Annotated in this window: 8 protein-coding genes; 2 read left to right on the forward strand and 6 right to left on the reverse strand. The window is 65.6% G+C overall.

Translation table 11 applies throughout. From position 1 onward, the window contains the following. Window positions 1–11 precede the first annotated feature (11 nt). The 6 genes from cyoD to hmpA form a co-directional block, all read right to left on the reverse strand. Complete coding sequence (gene cyoD, locus APH30_RS00820) at window positions 12–344, reverse strand: cytochrome o ubiquinol oxidase subunit IV (protein ID WP_003248599.1); 333 nt, start codon at window positions 342–344, stop codon at window positions 12–14. Then, window positions 344–970: a cytochrome o ubiquinol oxidase subunit III gene (gene cyoC, locus APH30_RS00825; protein ID WP_029886722.1), complete on the reverse strand. Its 627-nt coding sequence runs from the start codon at window positions 968–970 to the stop codon at window positions 344–346. Before cyoC ends, cyoD begins: the two co-directional genes overlap by 1 nt. A gap of 3 nt (window positions 971–973) precedes the next feature. Further along, window positions 974–2,992, reverse strand: a complete 2,019-nt coding sequence (gene cyoB / locus APH30_RS00830) for a cytochrome o ubiquinol oxidase subunit I (protein WP_009685201.1) — start codon at window positions 2,990–2,992, stop codon at window positions 974–976. A 3-nt stretch (window positions 2,993–2,995) separates the two neighbouring features. Continuing rightward, window positions 2,996–3,937: a ubiquinol oxidase subunit II gene (gene cyoA / locus APH30_RS00835; protein ID WP_054890292.1), complete on the reverse strand. Its 942-nt coding sequence runs from the start codon at window positions 3,935–3,937 to the stop codon at window positions 2,996–2,998. A gap of 557 nt (window positions 3,938–4,494) precedes the next feature. Beyond that, window positions 4,495–5,001, reverse strand: coding sequence for a disulfide bond formation protein B (locus tag APH30_RS00840; protein WP_009685199.1), 507 nt, complete (start codon window positions 4,999–5,001; stop codon window positions 4,495–4,497). Window positions 5,002–5,458: 457 nt separating this feature from the next. Continuing rightward, a complete protein-coding gene (gene hmpA / locus APH30_RS00845; protein ID WP_054911421.1) occupies window positions 5,459–6,634 on the reverse strand; it encodes an NO-inducible flavohemoprotein in 1,176 nt (391 codons plus the stop codon). 153 nt (window positions 6,635–6,787) lie between these two features. On the opposite strand from hmpA, the gene norR reads away from it, so the two are divergent. Continuing rightward, window positions 6,788–8,344, forward strand: coding sequence for a nitric oxide reductase transcriptional regulator NorR (gene norR / locus APH30_RS00850; protein ID WP_054911422.1), 1,557 nt, complete (start codon window positions 6,788–6,790; stop codon window positions 8,342–8,344). Between the two features lie 188 nt (window positions 8,345–8,532). Beyond that, window positions 8,533–25,413 (forward strand): BapA/Bap/LapF family large adhesin, encoded by a 16,881-nt coding sequence (locus tag APH30_RS00855; protein WP_054911423.1) that lies wholly within the window; start codon window positions 8,533–8,535, stop codon window positions 25,411–25,413. Window positions 25,414–25,457: the final 44 nt, after the last annotated feature.

Consider the following 25,457-nt stretch of genomic DNA (forward strand, 5'->3'; position numbering starts at 1 on the left):
GCAGTCTTACCTCACTTGGCCAGCATTTCGAAGTGGATGCTGAACATGATCCACAGCGACAGGCCGACCAGCAGTGCGATCACCAGCGTGGTGAACAGGAACGTCGATACGTTGTTGCGTTGCTCTTTCGAGCGGTCCATGTGCAGGAAGTACACCAGGTGCACAACTACCTGGATCACGGCCATGGCAACGATGATCAGAACGGTCAGGTTCTTCGGCAGGCTGGCGGTCATGGCCAGGCCGAACGGGATCGCGGTCAGGATGATCGACAGTACGAAACCGATCATGTACGACTTGACGCTGCCGTGATTACCTTCGTGATGAGTGTCGTGTGCGTTAGCCATTACAGAACCCCCAGCAGGTAAACGACGGTGAATACGCAGATCCAGACCACGTCCAGGAAGTGCCAGAACAGGCTCAGGCAGCTCATGCGGGTCTTGGCGGTCGGCGTGATGCCGTGCTTGTTGATCTGGTACATCATGATTGCCATCCAGATCAGACCAGCAGTCACGTGCAGGCCGTGGGTACCTACCAGGGCAAAGAAGCCCGACAGGAAGCCACTGCGCTGCGGGCCGAAGCCCTCGCCGATCAGGTGATGGAATTCATAGATTTCCATCGCGATGAAGCCTGCACCGAACAGGAAGGTCACAGCCAACCAGCCCAGCACACCTGCTTTCTTGCCATCGAACATCTTCAGCATGGCGAAGCCGAAGGTGATCGAGGACAGCAGCAGGAACAGCGTTTCAACAGCTACGAAGTCGAGCTGGAAGATGTCGTGACCCGACGGGCCGCCGGCAAAACTGCCGGACAGCACCGCGTAGGTGGCGAAGAGCGACGCAAACAGGATGCAGTCGGTCATCAGGTACAGCCAGAAACCCAGTACGGTCATCTGGCCCGAGTCGTGGTGGTGGTCGTCATGCCCATGGTCGTGACCATGAGCTGCGCCGCCGTGCATTACTTGACTGGACATTGATTACACCCGCTCAAACGATTCGACACGTGCGCCGGCAGGCAGAGCACCTGCTTTGGCCAGCGCTTTCATACGCTCGCCTTCGATGCGCGCCACTTCTTCGGCCGGAACCATGTAGCCCTGGTCGTCACGTGCAGCGTGGCGAACGAAGACCGCGATGGTTGCAACCAGGCTCGCGCCCACCAGCCACCAGATGTGCCAGATGAAAGCGAAGCCGAAGACGGTCAGGAACAGGCCCATGAACAGACCGGTAGCAGTGTTGCTCGGCATGTGGATGGCTTCGTACTTGGCCGGAACCTTGTACGCAACGCCTTCTTCCTTGGCTTCGTGCCAGCAGTCCAGGCCAACTTTCTCAGGCATGTGAGCGAAGTTGTAGAACGGAGGTGGCGAAGAAGTCGACCATTCCAGGGTACGGCCGCCCCATGGGTCGCCGGTCACGTCCAGGTTCTGGTTGCGGTCGCGGACCGAAACGTACAGCTGGATCAGCTGGCAAGCGATACCGAACAGGATCAGCACGGCGCCGACAACGGCTACGTACAGGTAGGGTTCCCACAGTGGGTTGTCGGAGTGGTTCAGACGACGGGTCATGCCCATGAAGCCCAGGGCGTACAGCGGCATGAACGCAACGTAGAAGCCCGACAGCCAGAACCAGAAGGCAGCTTTGCCCCACTTCTCGTTCAGGGTGAAGCCGAAAGCTTTCGGGAACCAGAAGGCGAAGCCGGCGATGTAGCCGAATACCGCGCCACCGATGATCACGTTGTGGAAGTGCGCAATAACGAACAGGCTGTTGTGCAGAACGAAGTCAGCACCAGGAACGGCCAGCAGTACGCCGGTCATGCCACCGATGGAGAAGGTGACCATGAAGCCCAGGGTCCAGAGCATCGGCGGGGTGAAGCGCACGCGGCCCTGGTACATGGTGAACAGCCAGTTGAACAGCTTCACACCGGTCGGGATGGAGATCAGCATCGTCGCCAGGCCGAAGAAGGTGTTGACGCTGGCGCCGGCACCCATGGTGAAGAAGTGGTGCAGCCATACCGCAAAGCCAAGGATGGCGATCGCGCCCGATGCGTAGATCATCGAGTGGTGGCCGAACAGGCGTTTGCCAGAGAACGTCGAAGTCACTTCCGAGAACACGCCGAAGGCCGGCAGGATCAGGATGTAAACCTCAGGGTGACCCCACGCCCAGAACAGGTTGACGTACATCATCGGGTTCCCACCAAGCTCGTTGGTGAAAATGTGGAAGTCCAGATAACGGTCAACAGTCAGCAGCGCAAGTGCAGCAGTCAGGATCGGGAACGATGCAACGATCAGGACGTTGGCCCAGGTGCAGGTCCAGGTGAAGATCGGCATGTCCATCAGCTTCATGCCAGGTGCGCGCATCTTCATCACGGTGACGAGGAAGTTCACGCCGGTAAGCGTCGTACCCAATCCGGATAGCTGTAGCGCCCAGATATAGTAATCGACACCTACCCCAGGGCTGTACTGGATGCCTGCGAGCGGCGGATAGGCAACCCAGCCGGTCTTGGCGAATTCACCAACGCCCAGCGAGATGTTGACCAGCAGCACGCCTGCCAGCAGCAGGTAGAAGCTCAGGGAGTTCAGGAACGGGAAGGCAACGTCACGTGCACCGATCTGCAGAGGAACCGCCAGGTTCATCAGGCCGGTGAAGAACGGCATCGCCATGAAGATGATCATGATCACACCGTGGGCGGTGAAGATCTGGTCATAGTGTTCAGGCGGCAGGTAGCCTTCGGAGCCACCGGTTGCGGCAGCCAGCTGGGTACGCATCATGATGGCGTCGGCAAAGCCGCGCAGCAGCATGACCATCGCGACGATGATGTACATCACGCCGATCTTTTTGTGGTCGACAGTAGTCAGCCACTCGCTCCACAAGTAGGTCCACTTGCGGAAATAGGTGATAAGACCGACGACAGCGATACCGCCGAGCGCGATCATGGCAAGCGTCACCATGACTATCGGCTCGTGATAGGGTATCGCCTCCAGGCTTAATTTACCGAACATCTCTTACTCCTCTGCACCGGCAGCTGGTTGCATACTCGATTCCACACCCTTGGTTGTGGCCAGATCTTTGCTGCCAGCTTCTTCGTGGCTACGGCCGCGGTTCATGCCTTCGTACTTGTCTACGATCAGCTGGAACTGCTCTGGCGATGCCTCGCTATACAGCGCGACTGGGTTGTTTTCGCTTGGTTTGGCCAAGGCTTCGTATTCGGCCTTGTCCAGCTTCTTCGGCGACTGCTTGACCTCGGCGACCCACTTGTCGAAGTCTTCCTGGGAAGTGGCAGTAGCCTTGAATTTCATGCCGGTGAAGCCAGCACCGCTGTAGTTGGCGCTGATACCGTCGAATTCGCCGTTTTCGTTGGCGATCAGGTGCAGCTTGGTGGTCATGCCGGCCATGGCGTAGATCTGGCCGCCCAGGCCCGGGATGAAGAACGAGTTCATCACGGCGTCGGAGGTGACGCGGAAGTTGACCGGGGTGTTAGCCGGGAAGACGATCTTGTTGACCGTGGCAATGCCCTGCTCCGGGTAGATGAACAGCCACTTCCAGTCCAGCGCGACCACGTCGATCTGTACCGGCTTGACGTCGGAGTCCAGCGGACGGTACGGATCCAGCTTGTGGGTGGACTTGTAGGTGACGTAACCCAGGGCGATGATGATCAGGATCGGGATGATCCACACCGCGGCCTCGATCTTGGTCGAGTGCGACCAGTCAGGGGTGTAGGTGGCAGCCTTGTTGGAAGCACGGTACTTCCAGGCGAACGCCAGGGTCATGATGATGACGGGCACCACCACCAGCAGCATAAGCCCGGTAGCGATCAGGATCAGGTTCTTTTGCTCAATGCCGACCTGGCCCTTCGGGTCGAGCAGGGTCCAGTTGCACCCACTGAGTAAAAGCATGCCTAAAAAGGGCAATATGCCAAACAGTCTGGGGTAACGCTTTTTACTCATCTCACGACCTCTAGATCAGCTTGCTTCAATGCAATTTGTGTTTTGGTAGCCAACACTTCGTCCTGCCAAGTGAGGCATGTCGCGCCCGTACTCGCTCCTGCCTGGGTCTGACTGCAGGACCTTGGCTCAAGCGGGTTAGCGGTGCTTTTGGTTTCGTAGGCAACAGGCCTGTACTTCAGACCAAGTCCATTTGGTGCGGGAAAACGCGGAGGGGGGTCCGCCCGGTATCGCCGTTGGGCGAAACTTGACGAAGTCAGCAAAAAGAAGCGCTGGGGCTTCCTTCAATCCTGCGACTCGCAAGCAGTGCCGAACGGGAATTGGGGGCGATTGTAGTTAGGTCGCCAACCCTTGACTATGACTTATTGAGCAACAGTCTTTTACAGAATCTGCAACAATGGCGACTGATTATTCAACTTCGCGACAGTTTGTCGCACCCCGCTTGCCAGGCCTCAAAGCCGCATGCTGCAAGGCTTTGAGATTGATCCAGATCAAGCGGGCGGCAACTTTTCCCTGTTCTCGCGGGCTGTAAAAGACCCCACGCAAATCGGGACTTTTGTCTAAGCCTGGCGGCGGTTTCGGTAGATGCCGAGCGGCACCAGCACAGCGGTCAGAACGAAGGCTACCAGCGCCCATTGCGCCAGCGACAAACCGAGGATCGGCGGGTATGGCGTGCTGCAGAAGCCATCGACCTGGAATGCCAAGGGCCACAGCTTGGCCAGCGGCAGGTCATCGACGATCGGCTGGAGCGTATCGATACCACAACTGACCATCGGGTTGGCGAGTATATACACATGGTTGCCAGCCGCAATCATTCCGCCAATGGCACTGAGCACCACCAGGGCCTCGAAGAACGTCAGGCTACGGCGCCCGGGCATGGCCGCCGCGATGAACGCGAACACGGCAATGAACAGCAGTGCGTAGCGCTGCAGGATGCACAACGGGCACGGCGCCTCGCCCAGTACCACCTGCATGTAGAGCGCGCCGCCGATCAGCGAAATGCAGATCAGGCCCAGCAGCACCAGAAAGCGCCGTTCCCGATTCAGGCGCGATGTTTGTTCGTTCATTACCGGTTCCTTCGATGGAAAGTGGCAGCGTGGTCCGCCTGCCCTGGCGCAAGTCTACACGCTGAGCGGGGCCTGTGAGCGTGCCGAGGAAGCGGCGTGATAGCACTGCGCAGGGCTATCCGGTGTGGCTGAGACCGGCCGGAACGAGGTCGGTTCAACGGCAGGCGGCAAAAAACCAGTGCCCGGGCGCCGCGCAGGGGCAAGCCCCTCGACACCCGGGAGTGAAGGATACCGTGATTAAAGGATGATTAAGAATGAAAGCGGCGCTGGTGCTTTCATCTTTCCTTTATATATAGGCAGAAAGGTGTGATGCGTGGCATGCCGCTGGAAATGCATAAGCCTGGACCGGCCCTATCGCCGGCAAGCCGGCTCCCACAGGGAACATTACAAGCCCCAAAACCTGCTCAGTCCCCGTGGGAGCCGGCTTGCCGGCGATAGGGCCGGTACGGCCACTACATCACTCCAGCGCCGCCGCCGGCCCGAAGAACTCGTAGCGGCTCTGCTGTTCCGGCACGCCCAGGCCCTTGAGCTGGCGCTTGACCGCCGCCATGAAGCCCTTCGGCCCAAGGAAGTACGCATCCACGTCCCGTTCACGCGGCAGCCACTCGGCCAGCAGGTCTTCGCTCAGCACGCCCACGGCATCGGCCGCACCACCATCCGCCTCGGCATAGCAGTAGAAGCGCTTGAGCTGCGGGTGGCGCGCCGCCAGGCCATCGATCCAGTCACGGAAGGCATGCACCGCACCATTGCGTGCGCAGTGAATGAAATGCACCTGACGCCCGGTGTGCAGGGCGGCCTGCAGCATCGCCAGGGTCGGGGTAATGCCCACACCGCCACTGATCAGTACCAGCGGCTTGGCACTGGCTGCCAGGGTGAAGTTACCTGCTGGCGGGAACAGTTGCAGGGTATCGCCAACCTGCAACTGGTCATGCAGGTAGTTGGACACCTTGCCGCCCGCCTCGCGCTTGACGCTGATGCGGTACTCCTTGCCGTCGCACAACGCCGACAGCGAATAGTTGCGGCGCTGTTCGGCACCGTCGATGTTCAGTTTCAGGCCAATGTACTGCCCGGGCTCGGCCTTGAGCACCGGTTTGCCGTCTACAGGGGCGAAGTAGAACGAAACGATTTCGCTGCTTTCCTGTTCGCGGCGCACCAGGCGGAACTCGCGGGTCCCGCGCCAGCCACCCTCGGCCGCTTCCTTTTGCTGGTAAAGGTTTTCTTCGGCACCGATCAGGATGTCGGCCAACTGACCATAGGCAGCGCCCCAAGCCTCGATCACCGCCGGGGTGGCGATGTCCTTGCCCAGCACTTCCTCGATGGCGCGCAGCAGGCAACTGCCGACGATCGGGTAGTGCTCCGGCAGAATCTGCAGGGCGACGTGCTTGTTGATGATCTGCCCGACCAGGCCTCCCAGTTGCTCCAGCTGGTCGATGTGGCGGGCATACATCAGCACGCCGTTGGCCAGCGCGCGCGGCTGGTCGCCACTGGCCTGGTGGGCCTGGTTGAACAGCGGACGCACCTCGGGGTACTCGCTGAGCATCATCTTGTAGAAGTGAGTGGTCAGCGCTTCCCCGCCGCTTTCCAGCAGTGGGACGGTGGCCTTGATGATCGCACGTTGGTCGGCATTGAGCATTGCGGTGACTCCTGGGCCTAGGGCTTCAAATGATGCCTAGGTCATTACACCAATCATGCCAACTTAAATTTCCAATTAAATCAAACACTTGAGACCAACCATGTCAAAAAGACGCAGTAGGCCGTATAGTCATAAAGACCTACTGGAGTCCATATGACCACAAAGCCTTTGCTCACCACGTTGCTGCCACTGGTCAGTGACCTGTCCCGCGAATTGCCCGACCAGGAGCGCTACCGCCGCCTGTTGCAGGCCATGCGCAGCCTGCTGCCATGCGATGCCGCCGCGCTGCTGCGCCTGGACGGCGAATGGCTGGTACCGCTGGCCGTGGACGGGCTGAGCCCCGATACCCTCGGCCGGCGGTTCCGGGTGAGCGAACACCCGCGCTTCCAGATCCTGCTCAGCCGCCCCGAGCCCACCCGCTTCGCCAGCGATTCCGAGCTGCCCGACCCCTATGATGGCCTGGTGACCGCCGTCGCGGCCTCGCTCGAAGTTCACGACTGCATGGGCTGCCCGTTGATGGTCGATGAGCGCCCATGGGGCCTGGTCACCCTCGATGCGCTGACGCCGGGGCAGTTCCAGAGCCTGGAGCTGGATGCCCTGCAAGCTTTCGCCAGCCTGGCCGCCGCGACCGTAACCGTGGCCGAGCGTATCCACCACCTGGCCCTGCGTGCCGAAGACGAACACCACCGCGCCGAAATCTACCGCCAGGCCAGTGGCCAGCACCAGGAACTGATCGGCCAAAGCCCGGCCCACAAACGCTTGGTGGAAGAGATCCGCCTGGTCGGTGGCAGCGACCTGACCGTACTGATCACCGGCGAAACCGGTGTTGGCAAAGAGCTGGTGGCGCAGGCCCTGCACCAGGCCAGTAGCCGCGCCAACCAGCCGCTGGTCAGCCTCAATTGCGCAGCCCTGCCGGACACCCTGGTGGAAAGTGAGCTGTTCGGCCATGTGCGCGGGGCCTTCACCGGCGCGCACGGCGAGCGCCGCGGCAAGTTCGAACTGGCCAACGGCGGCACGCTGTTCCTCGACGAAGTCGGCGAACTGCCGCTGACCGTGCAGGCCAAGCTGCTGCGCGTTTTGCAAAGCGGTCAGTTGCAACGCCTGGGGTCGGACCGCGAGCACCGCGTGGACGTGCGCCTGATCGCCGCCACCAACCGTGACCTGGCGGCCGAGGTGCGCAACGGCAACTTCCGCGCCGACTTCTATCACCGCCTCAGCGTGTACCCGCTGCAGGTACCGCCACTGCGCGAACGTGGGCGTGATGTGCTGCTATTGGCCGGCTACTTCCTCGAACAGAACCGTTCGCGCCTGGGCCTGAACAGCCTGCGCCTGAGCAGTGAGGCCCAGGCCGCGCTGCTGGCGTATGCCTGGCCTGGCAACGTGCGCGAACTGGAACACCTGATCGGCCGTTCGGCGCTCAAGGCGCTGGGCCAACACCCCGACCGGCCACGTATCCTGACCCTTGAAGCCAGCGACCTGGACGTGCGTACAACGGCACCGGCGGCCGCAGCCACGCCCCTCCCTGCCCCGCCGCTGTCGCTAGCCAACCTGCCCGAGGGTGGCCTGCGCGAGGCCGTCGACAGCTACCAGCGCCAGGTGATCGAAGCGTGCCTGCAACGGCATCAGGACAACTGGGCGGCAGCGGCGCGCGAGCTGGGTCTGGACCGTGCCAACCTCAGCCGATTGGCCCGTCGGCTGGGGCTTCGCTGAGGTTTATCTACAAAAGGATTAACCCAGAAAGCCATCTGGTTGCTTCCCGCCTGGCTGCTATATCTCCCTAACCACCCCACTCTCGGCTGCCTGGTCGAGGCTGTGCGTAACATCCCTGCACGGGTCCTGTTACTGCGGTTGTAGCCCGATAACGGGCTGGGGGATCCGGACACCAGCAGGGAGCATCCATGGACAACATCGTCGTCGCCGATAAGCAAACTGAAGTCGCCACTCAGAGCGCCTGGGGCAATATCAATCTCAAAGGGCCAGGCGTCGTGCAGATGCCCGTGGCTCCCGATCAGCTGGCCACCGTCACCCAGCGCGGGCAGGACTTGGTCCTCACCCTCAAGTCCGGGGAAAAAATCACCATCGGCAATTTCTTCGCAGTGGACCAGGCCGGTGTCGGCAGCGACATTGTCTTCGTTGGCGAGGACGGCACCCTGTGGCACGCCCAGTACAATGCGGCGGCATTCGAGGGCTTCACCTTCGAAGACGTAAACTCCCTGGATGAGCTGGTTGCAGGCCTGGGTACCGCTGGCAGCGCCATGCCCACCTGGGCGATTGCCGGGCTCAGCCTGCTCGGTGCCGGCGGTGCGGCGGCGGCGGCCGGCAGCGGGGGTGGCGGTGGCGGGGGTGGCGCCGACCCGGACACCACCCCACCGGCCACGCCCATCGACCTGTTGGTATCGCCCGATGGCCTGCGCCTGACCGGCCGTGCCGAAGCCGGCTCGACGGTAACCGTACGCGGGGCCGACGGCGCAGTGCTGGGCACTGCCGTAGCCGGCGCCGACGGCCAGTTCAGCATCACCCTGCAACCTGCGCAAACCGATGGTCAAACCCTGGAGGTCAGTGCCCGCGACGCCGCCGGCAATGTTTCACCGCCGGCCAGCATCAACGCGCCAGATATCGACACGCCCGACACCACGGCCCCTGACCAGCCGAGTGACCTGGCCCTTGCCAATGGCGTTACCCTCAGCGGTCGCGGCGAGCCGGGTGCCACCGTGCAGGTGCGCGATACTGCCGGTAACCTGATTGGCAGCGGCGTGGTCAACGCCGACGGCACTTTCAGCCTCACGCTTTCCCCCGCACAAGCCAACGGTGAAGCCCTGGACATACGCCAGGTAGATGCCGCCGGCAACAGCTCGACACCCTTGGTGTTCACAGCCCCGGATATCACCGCCCCGGCTGCACCGAGCGCACTGGTGGTCAGTCAGGACGGTACGGTACTCACTGGCCGTGCCGAACCCGGCAGCACCGTACGTATCCTCGCCGCCGACGGCAGCCAGCTGGGCACCGCAGTGGTCGGCGCCACGGGCGTATTCAGCATTAACCTCAGCCCGGCGCAAGTGGATGGCCAAACACTGCAAGCCACGGCCACCGACGCAGCTGGCAACACCTCTACCGCCAGTTCGGTGACCGCGCCGAGCGTCGACGGCGGCGACACCACCCCACCGCAAGCACCCAGCGACCTGGCCATCGGCCTGGCCGGCAGCCAGCTCAGCGGCCGTGGCGAAGCCGGCAGCACCGTGCAGGTGCGTGATGCCGCAGGCACGGTCATCGCGACCGGCACCGTCGGCGCGGATGGCACCTTCGCCATTAACCTGGACCCGGCCGTCAAGGATGGCAGCACCCTGCAAGTCACCCTTACCGACGCTGCCGGCAACGTGTCGCAGCCAGGCGCAGTGACGTCACCCGACCTGCTGCCACCGGCACAGCCCACCGACCTGGCACTGGCGGACGGGGTGACCTTCACCGGCCGCGGCGAACCGGGGGCTACCGTACAGGTGCGCGACGCTGCCGGTAACCTGCTCGGCTCGGCCGTGGTCAACCAGGACGGAACGTTCAGCCTCAGCCTGTCCCCTGCCCAGGCCAACGGTGAAGCGCTTGACGTACGCCTGGTCGACGCCGCCGGCAACAGCTCGCCCCCCCTGCAATTCAACGCCCCGGACATTACTGCGCCGGATGCCGTCAGCGATATCCTGGTCGGTGCGGGCGGCACCCGCCTCAGTGGCCATGGTGAAGCCGGGGCTTCTGTGGAAGTGCGGGATGCCGACGGCAACCTGCTGGGTCGTGGCGTGGTCACGGCCAACGGCACCTTCCTGATCGACCTCGACCCGGCCGTGCAACCCGGCGACCAGCTGACCCTGCTGCAAGTGGACCCCAGCGGCAATGCTTCGGTGGCCGTCGAGTACGATGTACCGCTCACCACTGCCCCGGCCAGCCCCAGCGGGCTGGCCATCGATGCCGATGGCACTACCCTCACGGGCAGCGCCCCTGCCGGCAGCCGAGTGGAAGTACGCGATGCCAGCGGCACGCTGATTGGCAGCGCCGTAGCCAACGCCGACGGCAGCTTCAGCATCGAGCTCACCCCTGCCCAGGCCAACGGCGAACTGCTGAACGTACTGGCCCTCGATGCCGAGGGCGTGTCCTCCGTGCCCACCCAGATCACCGCACCCGATATCACGGCACCCGCGGCACCTGCCGAGCTGGCAGTCAGTGCCGACGGCAGCGTGATCACCGGCCGCGCCGAACCCGGCAACACCGTGCGCATCGTGGCTGCCGATGGTACCGAGCTGGGCAGCGCCGTGGTCGGCCCGACCGGGGTGTTCAGCATCGAGCTGGCCCCACCACAAACCGACGGTGAAGTGCTGCAAGCCACCGCCACCGATGCCGCGGGCAACACTTCAGCCACCAGCGCGGTGACCGCGCCGGACCTTGATGGGGTGGATACCACGCCACCAGCAGCGCCGACCGACCTCGCCATAGCGCTGGCCGGAAGCCAGCTGAGCGGGCGTGGCGAACCGGGCGCCAGCGTGCAAGTCCGTGATGCGGCCGGGAATATCCTGGCCACCGGCAGCGTAGGTGCCGACGGCAGCTTCACCATCACCCTGGACCCGCCGGTGAACGACGGCAGTGCCCTGCAAGTGACCCTGACCGATGCTGCCGGCAACCAGTCGCCCACCGGCTCGGTCACCTCACCCGACCTGCAGCCACCTGCGCCGCCAACCGAATTGGCCCTGCTTGGTGGGGTCACTTTCAATGGCCGCGGCGAGCCCGGCGCCACCGTGCAGGTGCGCGACGCGGCTGGCACCCTTATCGGCAGCGGCGTGGTCGGTGCGGACGGGGCGTTCAGCCTGTCCTTGTCACCTGCCCAGGCCAATGGCGAGGCCCTGGATGTGCGCCTGGTCGATGCTGCTGGCAACAGCTCGATACCGCTGGAATTCACCGCACCCGACACCACGCCACCGGCTGCCGTAAGCGACATCGTGGTCGGCGCCGACGGCCTGGCTCTGAGTGGGCGTGGTGAAGCCGGCGCCACCGTTGAAGTGCGAGATGCCGACGGCACCGTGATCGGCAGCGGCGTTGTCAGCGCTAACGGTACCTTCCTGATCGACCTCGAACCGGCCGTGCAGCCCGGCGCGCAACTGAGCCTGGTGCAGACCGACCCGAGTGGCAATGCCTCCGAGGCCCTGCAGTTCGCAGTGCCGACCACGCCTGCGCCTGCCAGCCCCAGCGACCTGGTGGTTGCCGAAGATGGCAGCAGCATCAGCGGCACCGCGCCGGCCGGCACCCGCGTGGAGGTCCATGATGCCAATGGCACGCTGCTTGGCAGTGGGGTTGCAGGCGACGATGGCAGCTTCACCGTCACCCTCGACCCCGCCCAGGCCAATGGCGAACTGCTGGACGTGGTGGCCATTGATGGCAGCGGTGCTTCGTCCCTGCCCGCCCAGATCTCCGCACCGGACATCACCCCACCGGTCACCCCCAGCGAGCTGGTGATCAGCGCCGACGGCAGCGTGCTCACCGGGCGTGCCGAAGCCGGCAGCACCGTACGCGTGCTGGCGGCCGACGGCACCACGGTGCTTGGCACCGCGGTAGTCGGTGCCACCGGCAGCTTCAGCATCACCCTCGACCCCGCCCAGGTAAACGGCGAGGTGCTGCAAGTTACCGCTATCGATAATGCCGGCAATGCTTCTGCGGCCGGCACCGTCACCGCCCCAGACATTGACGGTGGCGACAACACAGCACCGCTGGCACCCACAGACCTGGTGATCGGCCTGGCCGGCGGCCAGCTGAGCGGTCGCGGCGAACCCGGCACCCGCGTGGAGGTGCGTGACGCCCAAGGTAACGTGCTGGCCAACGGCACGGTCAACCCGGATGGCAGCTTCGTCCTCACCCTGAGCCCAGCCGTCGACGACGGCAGCGCCCTGCAAGTGACCCTGACCGACGCTGCCGGCAACGTTTCGCAACCTGGCACGGTCACCGCACCGGACCTGCAGGGCCCGGCCCAGCCGACCGACCTGGCCCTGGCCGATGGCGTCACCTTCACTGGCCGTGGCGAACCTCGCGCCACCGTGCAGGTGCGCAATGCGGATGGCACCGTGATCGGCAGCGGCGTGGTCGGTGCGGACGGGGCGTTCAGCCTGTCCTTGTCACCTGCCCAGGCCAATGGCGAAGCCCTGGATGTGCGCCTGGTCGATGCTGCCGGCAACAGCTCGATGCCGCTGGCATTCACCGCACCCGACACCACGCCACCGGCGGCTGTGAGCAACATCGTGGTCGGCGCCGATGGCCTGGCGCTGAGTGGGCGTGGCGAAGCCGGCGCCACCGTTGAAGTGCGCAATGCCGACGGCACCGTGATCGGCAGCGGCGTGGTCGCTGCCAATGGCGTTTTCCTGATCGACCTGAATCCCGACGCGCAGCCCGGCGCTCAGTTGAGCCTGGTGCAAACCGACCCGAGCGGTAATACCTCCGAAGCGCTGCAGTTCGAGGTGCCGGTCACCCCTGCCCCTGCCAGCCCGAGCGACTTGATAGTCGCCGAAGATGGCAGCAGCATCAGCGGCGCCGCGCCGGCCGGCAGCCGCGTGGAGATCTACGGCGCCGACGGAACGCTGGTTGGCAGTGTGCAGGTTGGCCAGGACGGCACCTTCACGGTCATTCTCAACCCGGCCCAGGCCAATGGCGAACTGCTGGAGGTGGTGGCCATCGATGGCAGCGGTGCTTCGTCCCTTCCAGCCCAGGTCTCCGCACCGGACATCACCCCACCGGTCACCCCCAGCGAGCTGGTAATCAGCGCCGACGGCAGCGTGGTCACCGGCCGCGCAGAAGTTGGCAGCACGGTACGCGTGCTGGCGGCCGATGGCACCACTGTGCTTGGCACCGCGGTAGTCGGTGCCACCGGCAGCTTCAGCATTACCCTGGACCCCGCCCAGTTGAACGGCGAGGTGCTGCAAGTTACCGCTACCGATGCCGCCGGCAATGCTTCTACGGCCGGCACCGTCACCGCACCAGACATTGACGGTGGCGACAACACGCCACCGGAAGCCGCCACCAACCTGCTTGTCGGCCTGGCCGGTGCCCAGCTCAGCGGCCGCGGTGAAGCCGGTGCCAGCGTGCAAGTGCGCGACGCCCAGGGCAACGTGCTGGCAAATGGCACGGTCAACCCGGATGGCAGCTTCACGCTGGCCCTGGAACCTGCAGTCAAGGACGGCAGCACCTTGCAAGTGGTGCTGACCGACGCCGCCGGCAATGCCTCCGCCCCTGCGTCGGTGGTAACACCGGACCTGCAGGCGCCCGCGCAGCCCACCGGTCTGGCGCTGGTCGACGGCGTCACCCTCAGCGGTAGCGGCGAGCCAGGCGCCAGCGTGCAGGTGCGCGATGCCGCGGGCACCCTGCTGGGCAGCGCTCAGGTCAACGACGACGGCACGTTCAGCGTGACCCTGACCCCAGCACAGGCCAATGGCGAAGTGCTGGACATTCGCCAGGTGGATGCTGCCGGCAACATTTCCTCGCCACTGCAGTACCAGGCGCCAGACACCACTGCGCCGGCGCAGGTCAGCAATATCGTGGTCGGCGCCGATGGCCTGGCCTTGAGCGGGCGTGGCGAAGCCGGCGCTACCGTGCAGGTGCGCGACGCCCACGGCACGCTGATCGGCAGCGGCGTGGTGACCGCTAACGGCACCTTCCTGCTCGAACTCGACCCGGCCGCGTTGCCGGGTGAACGCTTGAGCCTGGTCCAGACCGACCCGAGCGGCAACGCCTCGCTGGCGCTGGACTATGACGTGCCGCTGGTAACCGTACCGCTCAGCCCAAGCGACCTGGTGGTCGCCGAAGACGGTACCAGCGTCAGTGGCTCGGCCCCCGTGGGCAGCCGCGTGGAAGTGCATGATGCCGAGGGTGCGCTGATCGGTAGCGTGGTGGTCGGCGCCGAAGGCACCTTCACCGTGGTCCTCAACCCGGCCCAGGCCAATGGCCAACTGCTGGATGTGGTAGCTATCGACAACAACGGCACTTCGTCGCTGCCGGTACAGGTCAGCGCACCAGACATCACGCCACCGGTGGCGCCAAGCGAACTGGCCATTACCGCCGACGGTACCGCCGTCAGCGGCCGTGCCGAACCTGGCAGCACCGTGCGCGTGCTGGCGGCCGATGGCAGCACCGTACTTGGCACTGTGGTGGTGGGCGCCAGTGGTGCGTTTGAAATCACCCTTAGCCCTGCCCAGGTGGCGGGCGAACAGTTGCAAGTGGTTGCCACCGACGCAGCCGGCAATGCCTCGCAGGCCGGCAGCCTTACCGCACCGGTCATCGACAACGGCGGCGACACCACGCCACCAGAGCCTGCCACCAACCTGGCGATCAGCAATGACGGCCGCACCGTGTCCGGCCGCGGCGAAGCCGGCACCACCGTAGAGGTACGCAACGACCAAGGCCAACTGCTGGCCAGCGGCACCGTGCAGCAGGACGGCAGTTTCAACGTTACCCTGCCCACCCCGGTGGTGGATGGCTCGTCACTGCAAGTGACCTTGACCGATGCTGCTGGCAACGTGTCCAGCCCAAGCCCGCTGACCGCACCCGATCAGGTGGCGCCACTGCAACCCACCGACCTGGCGCTGGTCGATGGCGTCAGCCTGACCGGCAATGCCGAGGCCGGTGCCCGGGTAGAGGTACGCGACGCTGCTGGCAACGTTATCGGCAGTACCCTCGCCGAAGCGGATGGCAGTTTCAGCCTCACCCTCGACCCGGCGCAGGCCAATGGCGAAACCGTCAGCGTGGAGGTGACCGACGCCGCAGGCAACACCTCGCTGCCGTTGAGCTACGTAACCCCGGACATCACCCCGCCCGGCATTATCAGCAATGTGGTGCTGGGTGCTGGCAGCCTGGTCGTTTCCGGCCGCGGTGAAGCGGGTGCCACGGTAGAAATCCGGGATGGCAATGGCAACGTGATCGGCACCGGGGTGGTCGCAGCGAATGGCACCTTCCTGATCGACCTCGACAGCCCACTGGCCGCAGGCGACGCCATTGCGTTGCAACAGACCGATGCCGCCGGCAACCTTTCGGTTGCCCTGACGGTCACCGTACCGGCCATCGCCGTGCCGGACAGCCCGACGGGGCTGGTGGTAGCTGCCGATGGCAGCGCCATCAGTGGTACGGCCCCGGCTGGCAGCCTGGTGGAAGTGCGGGATGCCCAAGGCGGTGTGCTGGGTAGCGTGCAAGTCGGCAACGACGGCAGCTTCAACACCCCCCTCAGCCCTGCCCAGGCGAACGGCGAGCTGCTGGATGTGGTAGCCATCGACGCGGATGGCAACAGCTCACTGCCGACCCAGATCGGCGCACCGGACATCACCCCGCCCAACGAGGCCAGCGAGTTGCAACTGAGCAACGATGGCAGCGTATTGACCGGCCGTGGCGAACCCGGCACCCGCGTGCAGGTGGTGGACGCCCAGGGCAACGTACTGGGCAATGCCCAGGTGGGCGCCGATGGCGTGATCAGCGTGGTCCTGAACCCGGCGCAAACCGATGGCCAGGAGCTGGACGTGGTGCTGCGTGACGCCGCTGGCAACAGCTCGACCGCCACCGTTATCGCACCTGACCTGGATGGCCCGCTGCAACCGTCGGGTCTGGCCATCGACAGCGCCGGCATCCACCTCACCGGCCAGGGCCAGAGCGGCTCGCTGGTCACCGTGCGCGATGCCGACGGCAATGTGCTGGGGACCGCCACCGTGGGCGGGGACGGGCGCTTCGACGCCACCCTCAACGCACCGCAGCGCAATGGCGAAAGCCTGACCGTGGAAGCCACCGACAGCCAAGGCAACAGCGCCGGGCCAGTGGACTTCACCGCACCAGACAGTACCCCGCCGCAAGCAGTGACCAACCCGGCCATCGATGGCGACGGCGTCACGGTCACCGGCAACGGTGAACCGGGTGCGACCGTGACCGTACGCGGGCCGGACGGCAGCGTACTGGGCAGCATCGTGGTAGGCGCCGGTGGTGCGTTCGAAATCAGCCTCGATACCCCGCAAACCAACGGTCAGGCCCTGACCGTCGAGCAGCGCGACGCCAGTGGCAACCTGTCGACCGCGGTCGATCTGTTGGCACCGGATACCCAGGCCCCCGACACACCCACCGGCCTGGTACTGGCGGGTGACGGTGGCAGCCTGAGCGGTAGCGGCGAGCCGGGGGCGCAGGTAACCGTGACCGGCGCCGGCGGCGCCGTGCTGGGCACTGCCACGGTACAAACGGACGGCAGCTTCCAGGTGACCATCGACCCACCGCAGCTCAATGGCCAGACCTTGGCCGTCACCCAGGCGGACGCGACCGGCAATACCTCCACCGCCGGCAGCGTCACCGCGCCGGACCTGGAAGCCCCGGTAGCCGCTGAAGGCCTAGGCATCAATGGCACGGGCACGGCACTCACCGGCCAGGCCGAACCAGGCAGTACCGTGGAGGTGCGCAACGGCGCTGGCGACCTGCTGGGCTCCGCGCAGGTGGAAGAGGACGGCAGCTTCAGCGTGCCCCTGGCCCCCGCCCAGACCAACGGCGAAACCGTGTCGGTGGTAGTGGTCGATGCTGGCGGCAACACGTCGCCATCCGTGGCGTTCACTGCCGACGACAGCACTGCACCGCAAGCACCGGGTGGCCTGACCATAAGCGCGGGCGGCGACACCCTTCAGGGTACGGGCGAAGCAGGCAGCACCGTTGAGGTACGCAACGCCGCCGGCGACCTGCTGGGCAGCGTGGTGGTGCCGGTTGGCGGCAGCTTCATTGTCGCGGTCAGCCCGGCCCAGCTCGATGGCCAGGCGCTGCAGGTGACCTTGACCGATGTGGCGGGCAATGTCTCCGACAGCACCCCGATCACTGCACCCGACCTCACCCCGCCGGCCCTGCCCACCGGGGTGGTGGTCAGCGAAGACGGCAGCACGGTCAGCGGCAATGCACCGGGCGCTGATACCGTGACGGTGCGTGACGGCGCAGGCGTGGAAACCACGGTTGAAGTGAACCCCGACGGCAGCTTCAACGTGCCACTGCCAACCCCGCAGAACAACGGCGAAAGCGTGACCGTGATCGTCACCGACCCGGCGGGCAACAGCTCGGCACCGGTTACCGTTACCGCACCCGACACCACCGACCCGGAACCTGCCAGCGGCGTGACTGTGAGCCCCGACGGCAGCAGCGTCGGCGGCACTGCAGAGCCGGGCAGCACCGTGGTCATCCGTAACCCGGACAACAGTGACCGTGGCACCACCACCGCAGGGCCGGATGGAACCTTCGTGGTGCCGGTCGACCCGCCGCTGGCCGCTGGCGAAGAGGTCAGCGTGGTGGTCATCGACCCGGCCGGCAACGAATCCGACGGTGTGACCCTGACTGGCCCGACCGGCAGCGAAGTGGCCACCCCGGCGGACCTGGCCATCAGCGCCGACGGCTTCGTGCTGACGGGCACCGGCACGGTGGGGGCGTTGATCACCGTGACATCCGCCGGCACCACGCTGGGCACGGCGACGGTGGGCAGCGATGGTGTCTTCCGGGTGTTCTTCAGCAACGCCCAGCTCAACGCACAGACCTTGCAGGTCAGCGCGCGGATCGGCGCCGACGGCCAGCCCTCGGTACCGGCCACCGTGGTCGCCAACGATATCACTGCACCTGAAGCCCCGAGCGCCACCATCGACCGCACCGGCAGCACGCTGACCGGCCAAGGCGAAGTAGGTGCCAACGTGCGGGTCACCGACGCCCAGGGCAATGTGCTGGGTAGCGGCGTGGTCGGCAGCAATGGCCTGTACAGCATCACCCTGTCACCGGCGGCGGCCAACGGCCAGAACCTGATCGTCACCCAGGCCGATGCTGCAGGTAACGTGTCGCTGGCCGCCAGCCTGCAGGCACCCGACCTGCAGGCCCCAGCCGCCGCCAGCAACCTCAGCCTGAACGCCGCCGCCACCGTGGTCAGCGGCCAGGGCGAAGCCGGTGCCAGTGTCACTGTGCGCGATGCCAGTGGCGCCATCCTGGCTGCCGGCACCGTCAACCAAAGCGGCCAGTTCCAGATCACCCTGCCCAGCGCGCAAGTCAGCGGCAGCCCGCTGCAGGTCACCCTCGGTGATGCCGCAGGCAACGTATCTGGCCCCGCCAGCCTGGCTACCCCGGATCGCACGCCACCTGCCGCCATCGCCGACCCGCTGCTCAGTGCCGACGGCAGGCAGCTTTCCGGTAGCGGTGAAGTGGGCGCTACGGTACAGGTCAGCAATGCCGCCGGGACCGTGCTGGGTAGCGCCACGGTGGGCGCCGATGGCCGCTTCACCGTGACGTTCGACACGCCGCAAAACAGCGGCCAGGCCATTGGTGTGACGCAAGTCGACGCCGCCGGCAATACCTCGCCAGCGGTGAACGTGGCCACGCCAGACCTGACCCCGCCTGCACCGCTGACCAATGTGGTGCTGAACAACAACGGCCTGACCCTCAGTGGCCTGGGCGAAGCCGGCGCCAGCGTGACCGTGCGCGGGCCTGACGGCACCATCATCGGCACCGGCCTGGTCGCGGCCAACGGCAGCTTCAGCCTGACCTTGACCACTGCCCAGCTCAACGCCCAGCAACTGAGCGTGACCCAGACCGATGCGGGCAACAACACCTCCAGCGCGGTGGCAGTGACCGCACCCGACTTCACCCCGCCAGCAGCACCCACGGCGTTGGCGCTGTCGGCGACCGGGCTGCAACTGACCGGTAACGCCGAAGCCGGCAGCACCGTGACCGTGCGCGATGCCGGCGGCAGTGTGCTGGGCAGCGTGGTGGCCAGCAGCAACGGCACTTTCCAGGTCACGTTGAACAGTGCCCAGACCAATGGCCAGAACCTGCAGGTAACCGCCACCGATCCGGCGGGCAATGTATCGCCAGCGGCGCCGTACACGGCCGCCGATACCACGCCGCCCGCGGCGGTCAGTAACCTGGCGGTGTCTGCCGACGGCGCCACCCTTACCGGCCAGGGCGAAGCAGGTGCGACAGTCACCGTACGCGCCCCGGACGCGACCATACTGGGTACCGCAACCGTGGCAGCCGATGGCAGCTTCAGCGTGGCCTTGTCGCCTGCGGCGCTCACCGGTGAACGCCTGGGCGTGGTGCAAACCGATGCCGCGCAAAACGCCTCGCCTGAGCAAAACGTGACTGCGCCAGGCATTCTGGCCCCCGCCACGCCAGACAACCTGGTGCTGGCAGCAGACGGTCTATCGGTCACCGGCACCGCCACGGCGGGCAGCACGGTCACTGTTTACGGCCCCAACGGCGCGGTGCTGGGCAGCAGCCCGGTCGCCAACGACGGTACCTTCACCGTCAACCTGGGCAGCGCCCAGGCCAATGGCGAAGTGCTGCATGTGAGCGCAATGGCCAGCGATGGCAGCCTGTCGCTGCCGGCCACCTTGCAGGCGCCGGACACCACGGCGCCGCAGCCGCTCAGCAACCTGGTGCTGTCCAACGACGGCCTGGTCCTGACCGGGCGCGGCGAACCAGGCGCCACCGTTACCGTGGTCGGTGAAGGCGGTATCGACCTGGGCACGGCAGTGGTCGATGCCAATGGCAACTTCAGCGCCACCCTGGGCAGCGTGCAGCTCAACGGCGAACAGCTCAGCGCCAGCCAGGCCGATGCGGCCGGCAACGAGTCCAACAGCGTCAGCATCACCGCCCCCGACCGCGTGGCACCGGATGCCGCTGCAGATCTGGCATTCGCCGGTGGCGGCAGCCTGCTCAACGGTAGCGGCGAAGCCGGCGCCAGCGTGCGGGTACTGGCTGCCGGTGGCAGTGTGCTGGGCACGGCAGTGGTACGCGCCGACGGCAGCTTCCAGGTCGTGCTCGCCTCGCCGCAAGCCGATGGCCAGCTACTACAGGTGCTACTGACCGACGCGGCCGGCAACCAGTCGGCCGCCAGCACCATCACTGCACCAGACACCACGCCACCTGCGGCGCCGAGCGAGCTGGCGGTTTCCGGCGATGGTGTCACCCTGACCGGCCGCGGTGAAGTCGGCGCCGAGGTGACCGTGACCGACCCGAGCGGCGCCCCGATCGGCAGCGCCATCGTCGATGCCAGCGGGCACTTCACCATTACCCTGAACCCGGCACTGGGCAACGCCGAGTTGCTCAGCTTCACCCAGGCCGACGCCGCCGGGAACGTGTCGCCAGCAGCGACCCTGCAGACCCCGGACTTCACCCCACCTGCCCCGCTCACCCAAGTGGTGATCAACGCCGACGGCAGTGTGGTCACTGGCTTGGGCGAGGCCGGCGCCACCGTGATCGTGAGCAACGCCGCCGGTACCGTACTGGGAACCGGTACGGTGCTGGCCGACGGCAGCTTCAGCGTCGCGTTGTCGCCTGCCCAGGTCGACAACCAGGTGCTGTCGGTACTGCAGGCCGATCCGCCCGGCAACGTCAGCGCGCCCGTCAGCGTGCAGGCACCGGACTTCACACCCCCCGCGGCTGCAACCGAGTTGCGGCTCAATGCGGCGGGCGATGTGCTGACCGGGGTTGGCGAAGCGGGTACCACAGTGCGCGTCTATGTGGGTACAACGCAAATCGGCACCACCACGGTCGCTGCCGACGGCACCTTCAGCGTCGGCCTGGACAACGCACAGCTCAATGGCCAGCAGGTGCAAGTAACCCTGACCGACGCCAGTGACAACGTGTCGCCGATCAGTACAGTCACGGCAGTCGACGTAACGCCGCCGGCCATCGTCATTGCCAGCATCAACGCCAGCGGTACCCAGCTGATCGGCACCGCCGAGGCTGGGACCCGGGTCACAGTGATAAACAACAACGGTGACCTGCTGGGCCAAGTGACGGTCGACCCGGATGGCACCTTCGTCCTCGGTTTGAGCCAGCCTCAGGTCAACGGCGAAACGCTGACCATCATCGCCCAGGACGCCACCGGCAACCCGTCGGCACCCCTGGAGCTGAGCGCCCCCGACCTGACCGCACCGGTGCAGCCAAGCGACCTGCTGCTGAACCCGACCGGTACGTCGATGACCGGCACTGCCGAGGCCGGCACGCAGATCACCGTGCGTGGCCCGGACAACACCCTCGTGGGCCAGGTAGAGGTCGGTGCCGACGGGCAGTTCACCGTGCCCATCAGCCCGGCGCAGAACAACGGCCAGTTGCTCAGCGTGGTGTCTACCGACGCCGCCGGCAACGTCTCGGTTGCTGCGCCCTACCAGGCCAACGACACCTCGCCACCTGATCTGGTGACCAACCTGGCAATCAACAACGACTTCAACGTGCTCACCGGCAAGGGCGAGGTCAATGCCACGGTCACCGTCAGCCTGGGCGGCAGCGTGATAGGCACTGGCACGGTAGACGGCGCGGGCAACTTCCAGATCAACCTGACACCGGCGGCAGGCTCGCTGGCAACGCTGGCCATCACCCAGTCCGAAGGCATCAATACCTCGGCGGTGGCGACCTATGTCACACCGCTGGTGGCTCCGCCAGTACCGCCGACCAACGTGACGCTGGGCAGCGACGGCCTGACCTTGTCGGGTAACGCGCCCAGCGGCGTAGGCATCCGTGTGTACGATGCCGCAGGCAACGTGATCGGTACCGGCGGCGCGACATTGAACGGCACCTTCACGTTGACGCTCGACTCGGCGCAACTCAACGGCGAGTACCTGCAGGTCACCGCCGTGGCCCTGGTGGGCGGCGAGTCGCAGCCAACCTTATTGCAGGCAGCCGATACCACCGCACCAGCCGACCCGCTGGTGACCAGCCTGTCGACCAACGGCCTGGTGCTGAGCGGTACCGGCGAGGCCGGTGCCACGGTGACCGTGCGCGATGCCGGTGGCAACGTGCTGGGCAGCGGCGTGGTCAATGGCGGTGGCGTGTACACCGTCAACCTCAACGCCGCGCAGCTCAATGGCCAGGTTTTGGCGGTGAGCCAGACCGACGTTGCGGGCAATACGTCCGGCAGCACCCGCTACACCGCTGCCGACCTGCAACCGCCTGCACTACCGACCAATGTCACCATCAACGGCGCAGGTACCGTGGTGACCGGTAATGGTGAAGCTGGCGCCACCGTCACCGTGCAAGGCGCCAACGGACCGGTGGGCAGTGGCGTGGTGCAAGCCGACGGCACCTTCAGCATCACGCTGACCACGCCACAGAACGACGGGCAATTGCTGGTGGTGCGCCAGGCGGACGCTGCGGGCAACCTGTCCAGCAGCGTCAACCTCAACGCCCCGGACACCACCCCGCCGGCGGCGCCGCTGGCCACCATCAATACCAACGGCACAATGGTCAGCGGCTCTGGCCAGGTTGGCAGCACGGTTACCGTGCGCAACAGTGCCGGGACCGTGCTGGGTACGGCAACCGTGGGCAGCACCGGCTTGTTCGTGGTCAGCCTGAATGCCGCGCAGATCGACAACCAGGCACTCAGCGTCACGCTCACCGACAGTGCCGGCAATGAGTCTACTGGTACCGCACTGACCGCCCCGGACCTGACCCCGCCGGCTGCGGCCGCCAACCTGGCGATCAGTGCCGACGGCAGCACCCTGACCGGTACCGGTGAAGTGGGCGCCACGGTGACCGTGCGCAGCGCCAGCGGCACCGTGCTGCAAACCGCCACCGTGCAAGCCGATGGCAGCTTTACCGTGACCTTGAGCCCCCCTCAGGACAACGGGCAGGTGCTTGCGGTGACACTGAGCGACCCACGCGGCAACGTGTCGGGCAACGCCAGCATCACTGCGCCGGATGTGGATGCCAACGCCCCGGTCATCGCCAGCGATAACCTGGCCACCGCGACGGTCGACCTGGCCGCGGTCACCGCCAGCAGGACCTACACCGACAGCTTCACCACCCTGTTGGCGGGGTTCACCAAGACCTACACCTGGACGGTAGCCGCCGGCACCACGGCCGACCCCACGCTGACCCTGACCACCAGCAGTGCACTGGCCCTGCTGGACAACACCACCTTCACCCTGCAGGTGAAGAATGCCAGCGGAACCTGGGTCACGCTGGCCACCGGTAACAGCCAGGGCTTGCTGGACCTGATCCTGTTGCCGTTGGGCCAAGGCCTGCAAGTCGACATCGACGTGCTGCAGGCGGGCGATTACCGCCTGACGGTGGGCAGCGGTGGCATTGGCCTGATCACCAATGTCAGTACCTCGCTGGATATCACCTCCACCAGCCTGACCGAGTTCACCGGTACTGGCACAGCCACCTCTGGCAACGTCATCACCGACGTGGGCACCGATGGCGTGGTGGATGCGCGGGGCCCGGACAGCGCCGCGGTGCTGCAGGTGCTCAAAGGCGGCAGCTACGTCTCGGCCGGCAGTGCCACCACGGTGCAAGGCCTGTACGGCACGCTGGTGATCCGCGGCGACGGCAACTACACCTATACGCCCAACGGCAGCCCGGCCAGCGTCGGCAAAGTGGATGTGTTCAGCTACCAGCTGGTGCACCCCAACGGCCTGTCCGACAGCGCCAACCTGTATGTGCGCATCGATAGCCCGCAAGCCACGGAAGTCTGGAGCGACAGCAACTACGCGGCGCCCGCCACGGTACTCGACGCGGTCAATGACGTAGGCTTCAGCAACCTGACCCTGGCCAACCGGGTGGACACCAGCAGCAGTACGCTGGGCTCGTTGAGCCTGCCGCTGATCGGCAGCCGCCAGGCCACCTACACCACCACGGTGGCTGCCGATACCACGGCTGACCTGCAAGTGGTACTCAACTCCGCCAACCTGCTGAGCCTGCTCAACGGCACCACCCTGGAACTGCTCAAGCTCAACCCGGCCACGGGCCAGTACGTGCTGGTGCAATCGGTAGGCGGTGGCTCGTTGATCAGCCTGTTGGGCGGTGGCGCAGGGTATACCTTCCAGAACCAGGCCGCCGGCACCTACCACGTGCGGGTCAGCGCTGGCGGCATTGGCCTGGCCAGCTCGATCACCACCAGTGTCAACGCCACCACCACCCACCTGAACGAGTTCGTGGTCAGTGGCGCCACGGCGGCCACCGGCAACCTGCTGGCGGACGATACCCTGGGTTCGGCACTGACCGTGCTGAGCGTGCTGACCGCAGCCAACACCTACACCATACCCGGCTACAACGGGGTGAGCGTAGCGGGCACCTACGGCACGTTGCTGGTGCAGGCCGATGGCAGCTATACCTACACCCTCAACTCGGGGGTCAGCGCCGCAGCGGTCGGCCAGCACGATACCTTCACCTACGAGCTGACGCACCCTAACGGCAGTACCGACACGGCAACGTTGACCATCAATCTGGACAACGCCGCTGGCCTGGTCAGCAGCACGTCGCTGCTGGCCGACAGTGGTGAAGAGGCAGTCGCCCTGGCCAGTGTGGCCGCCGTCAGCGATGTGGTTGCCGGCAGCGACGGCAACGACCACCTGGTGGGCAGCCAGGGCGGGCATATCACCCTGGAAGGTGGCGCGGGTGACGACACCCTGGTGATCGTCGACCAGAACTTCGCCAGCGTCGACGGTGGCACGGGTACCGACACCCTGCAATGGGGTGGCGGCGATGTGAGCATCGACCTGGGCAACCTGGTCGGCCGCGTGCACGGCATCGAGGCCATCGACCTCAACGACACCAGCGCGGTGGCCCTGACACTCAACCTGGCCGACGTGGTGGCCATCACCGAAACCGGCACCGACACGTTGATCATCAAGGGCGACAACCACGACTCGGTGCACATGACAGACAGCTGGAACCTGGTAGGCAACCAGACCGCCGACGGGATCGACTACAGCCAATACACGGCCCAGGAGGACCCGAGCCACCACCTGTGGGTGCAGAACGGCATTCACGTCGTCTGACGCCCCGGCAAACCCGCCGGGCAAACGCCCGGCGGCATGGACGA

The organism is Pseudomonas sp. NBRC 111127 (assembly GCF_001320345.1).
GTDB lineage: Bacteria > Pseudomonadota > Gammaproteobacteria > Pseudomonadales > Pseudomonadaceae > Aquipseudomonas > Aquipseudomonas juntendi.

What these genes read in the sequence shown, in the direction of transcription:
- cyoD (WP_003248599.1), bottom strand. Translation starts at nt 344, where the DNA reads ATGGCTAACGCACACGACACTCATCACGAAGGTAATCACGGCAGCGTC.
- cyoC (WP_029886722.1), bottom strand. Translation starts at nt 970, where the DNA reads ATGTCCAGTCAAGTAATGCACGGCGGCGCAGCTCATGGTCACGACCAT.
- cyoB (WP_009685201.1), bottom strand. Translation starts at nt 2,992, where the DNA reads ATGTTCGGTAAATTAAGCCTGGAGGCGATACCCTATCACGAGCCGATA.
- cyoA (WP_054890292.1), bottom strand. Translation starts at nt 3,937, where the DNA reads ATGAGTAAAAAGCGTTACCCCAGACTGTTTGGCATATTGCCCTTTTTA.
- APH30_RS00840 (WP_009685199.1), bottom strand. Translation starts at nt 5,001, where the DNA reads ATGAACGAACAAACATCGCGCCTGAATCGGGAACGGCGCTTTCTGGTG.
- hmpA (WP_054911421.1), bottom strand. Translation starts at nt 6,634, where the DNA reads ATGCTCAATGCCGACCAACGTGCGATCATCAAGGCCACCGTCCCACTG.
- norR (WP_054911422.1), top strand. Translation starts at nt 6,788, where the DNA reads ATGACCACAAAGCCTTTGCTCACCACGTTGCTGCCACTGGTCAGTGAC.
- APH30_RS00855 (WP_054911423.1), top strand. Translation starts at nt 8,533, where the DNA reads ATGGACAACATCGTCGTCGCCGATAAGCAAACTGAAGTCGCCACTCAG.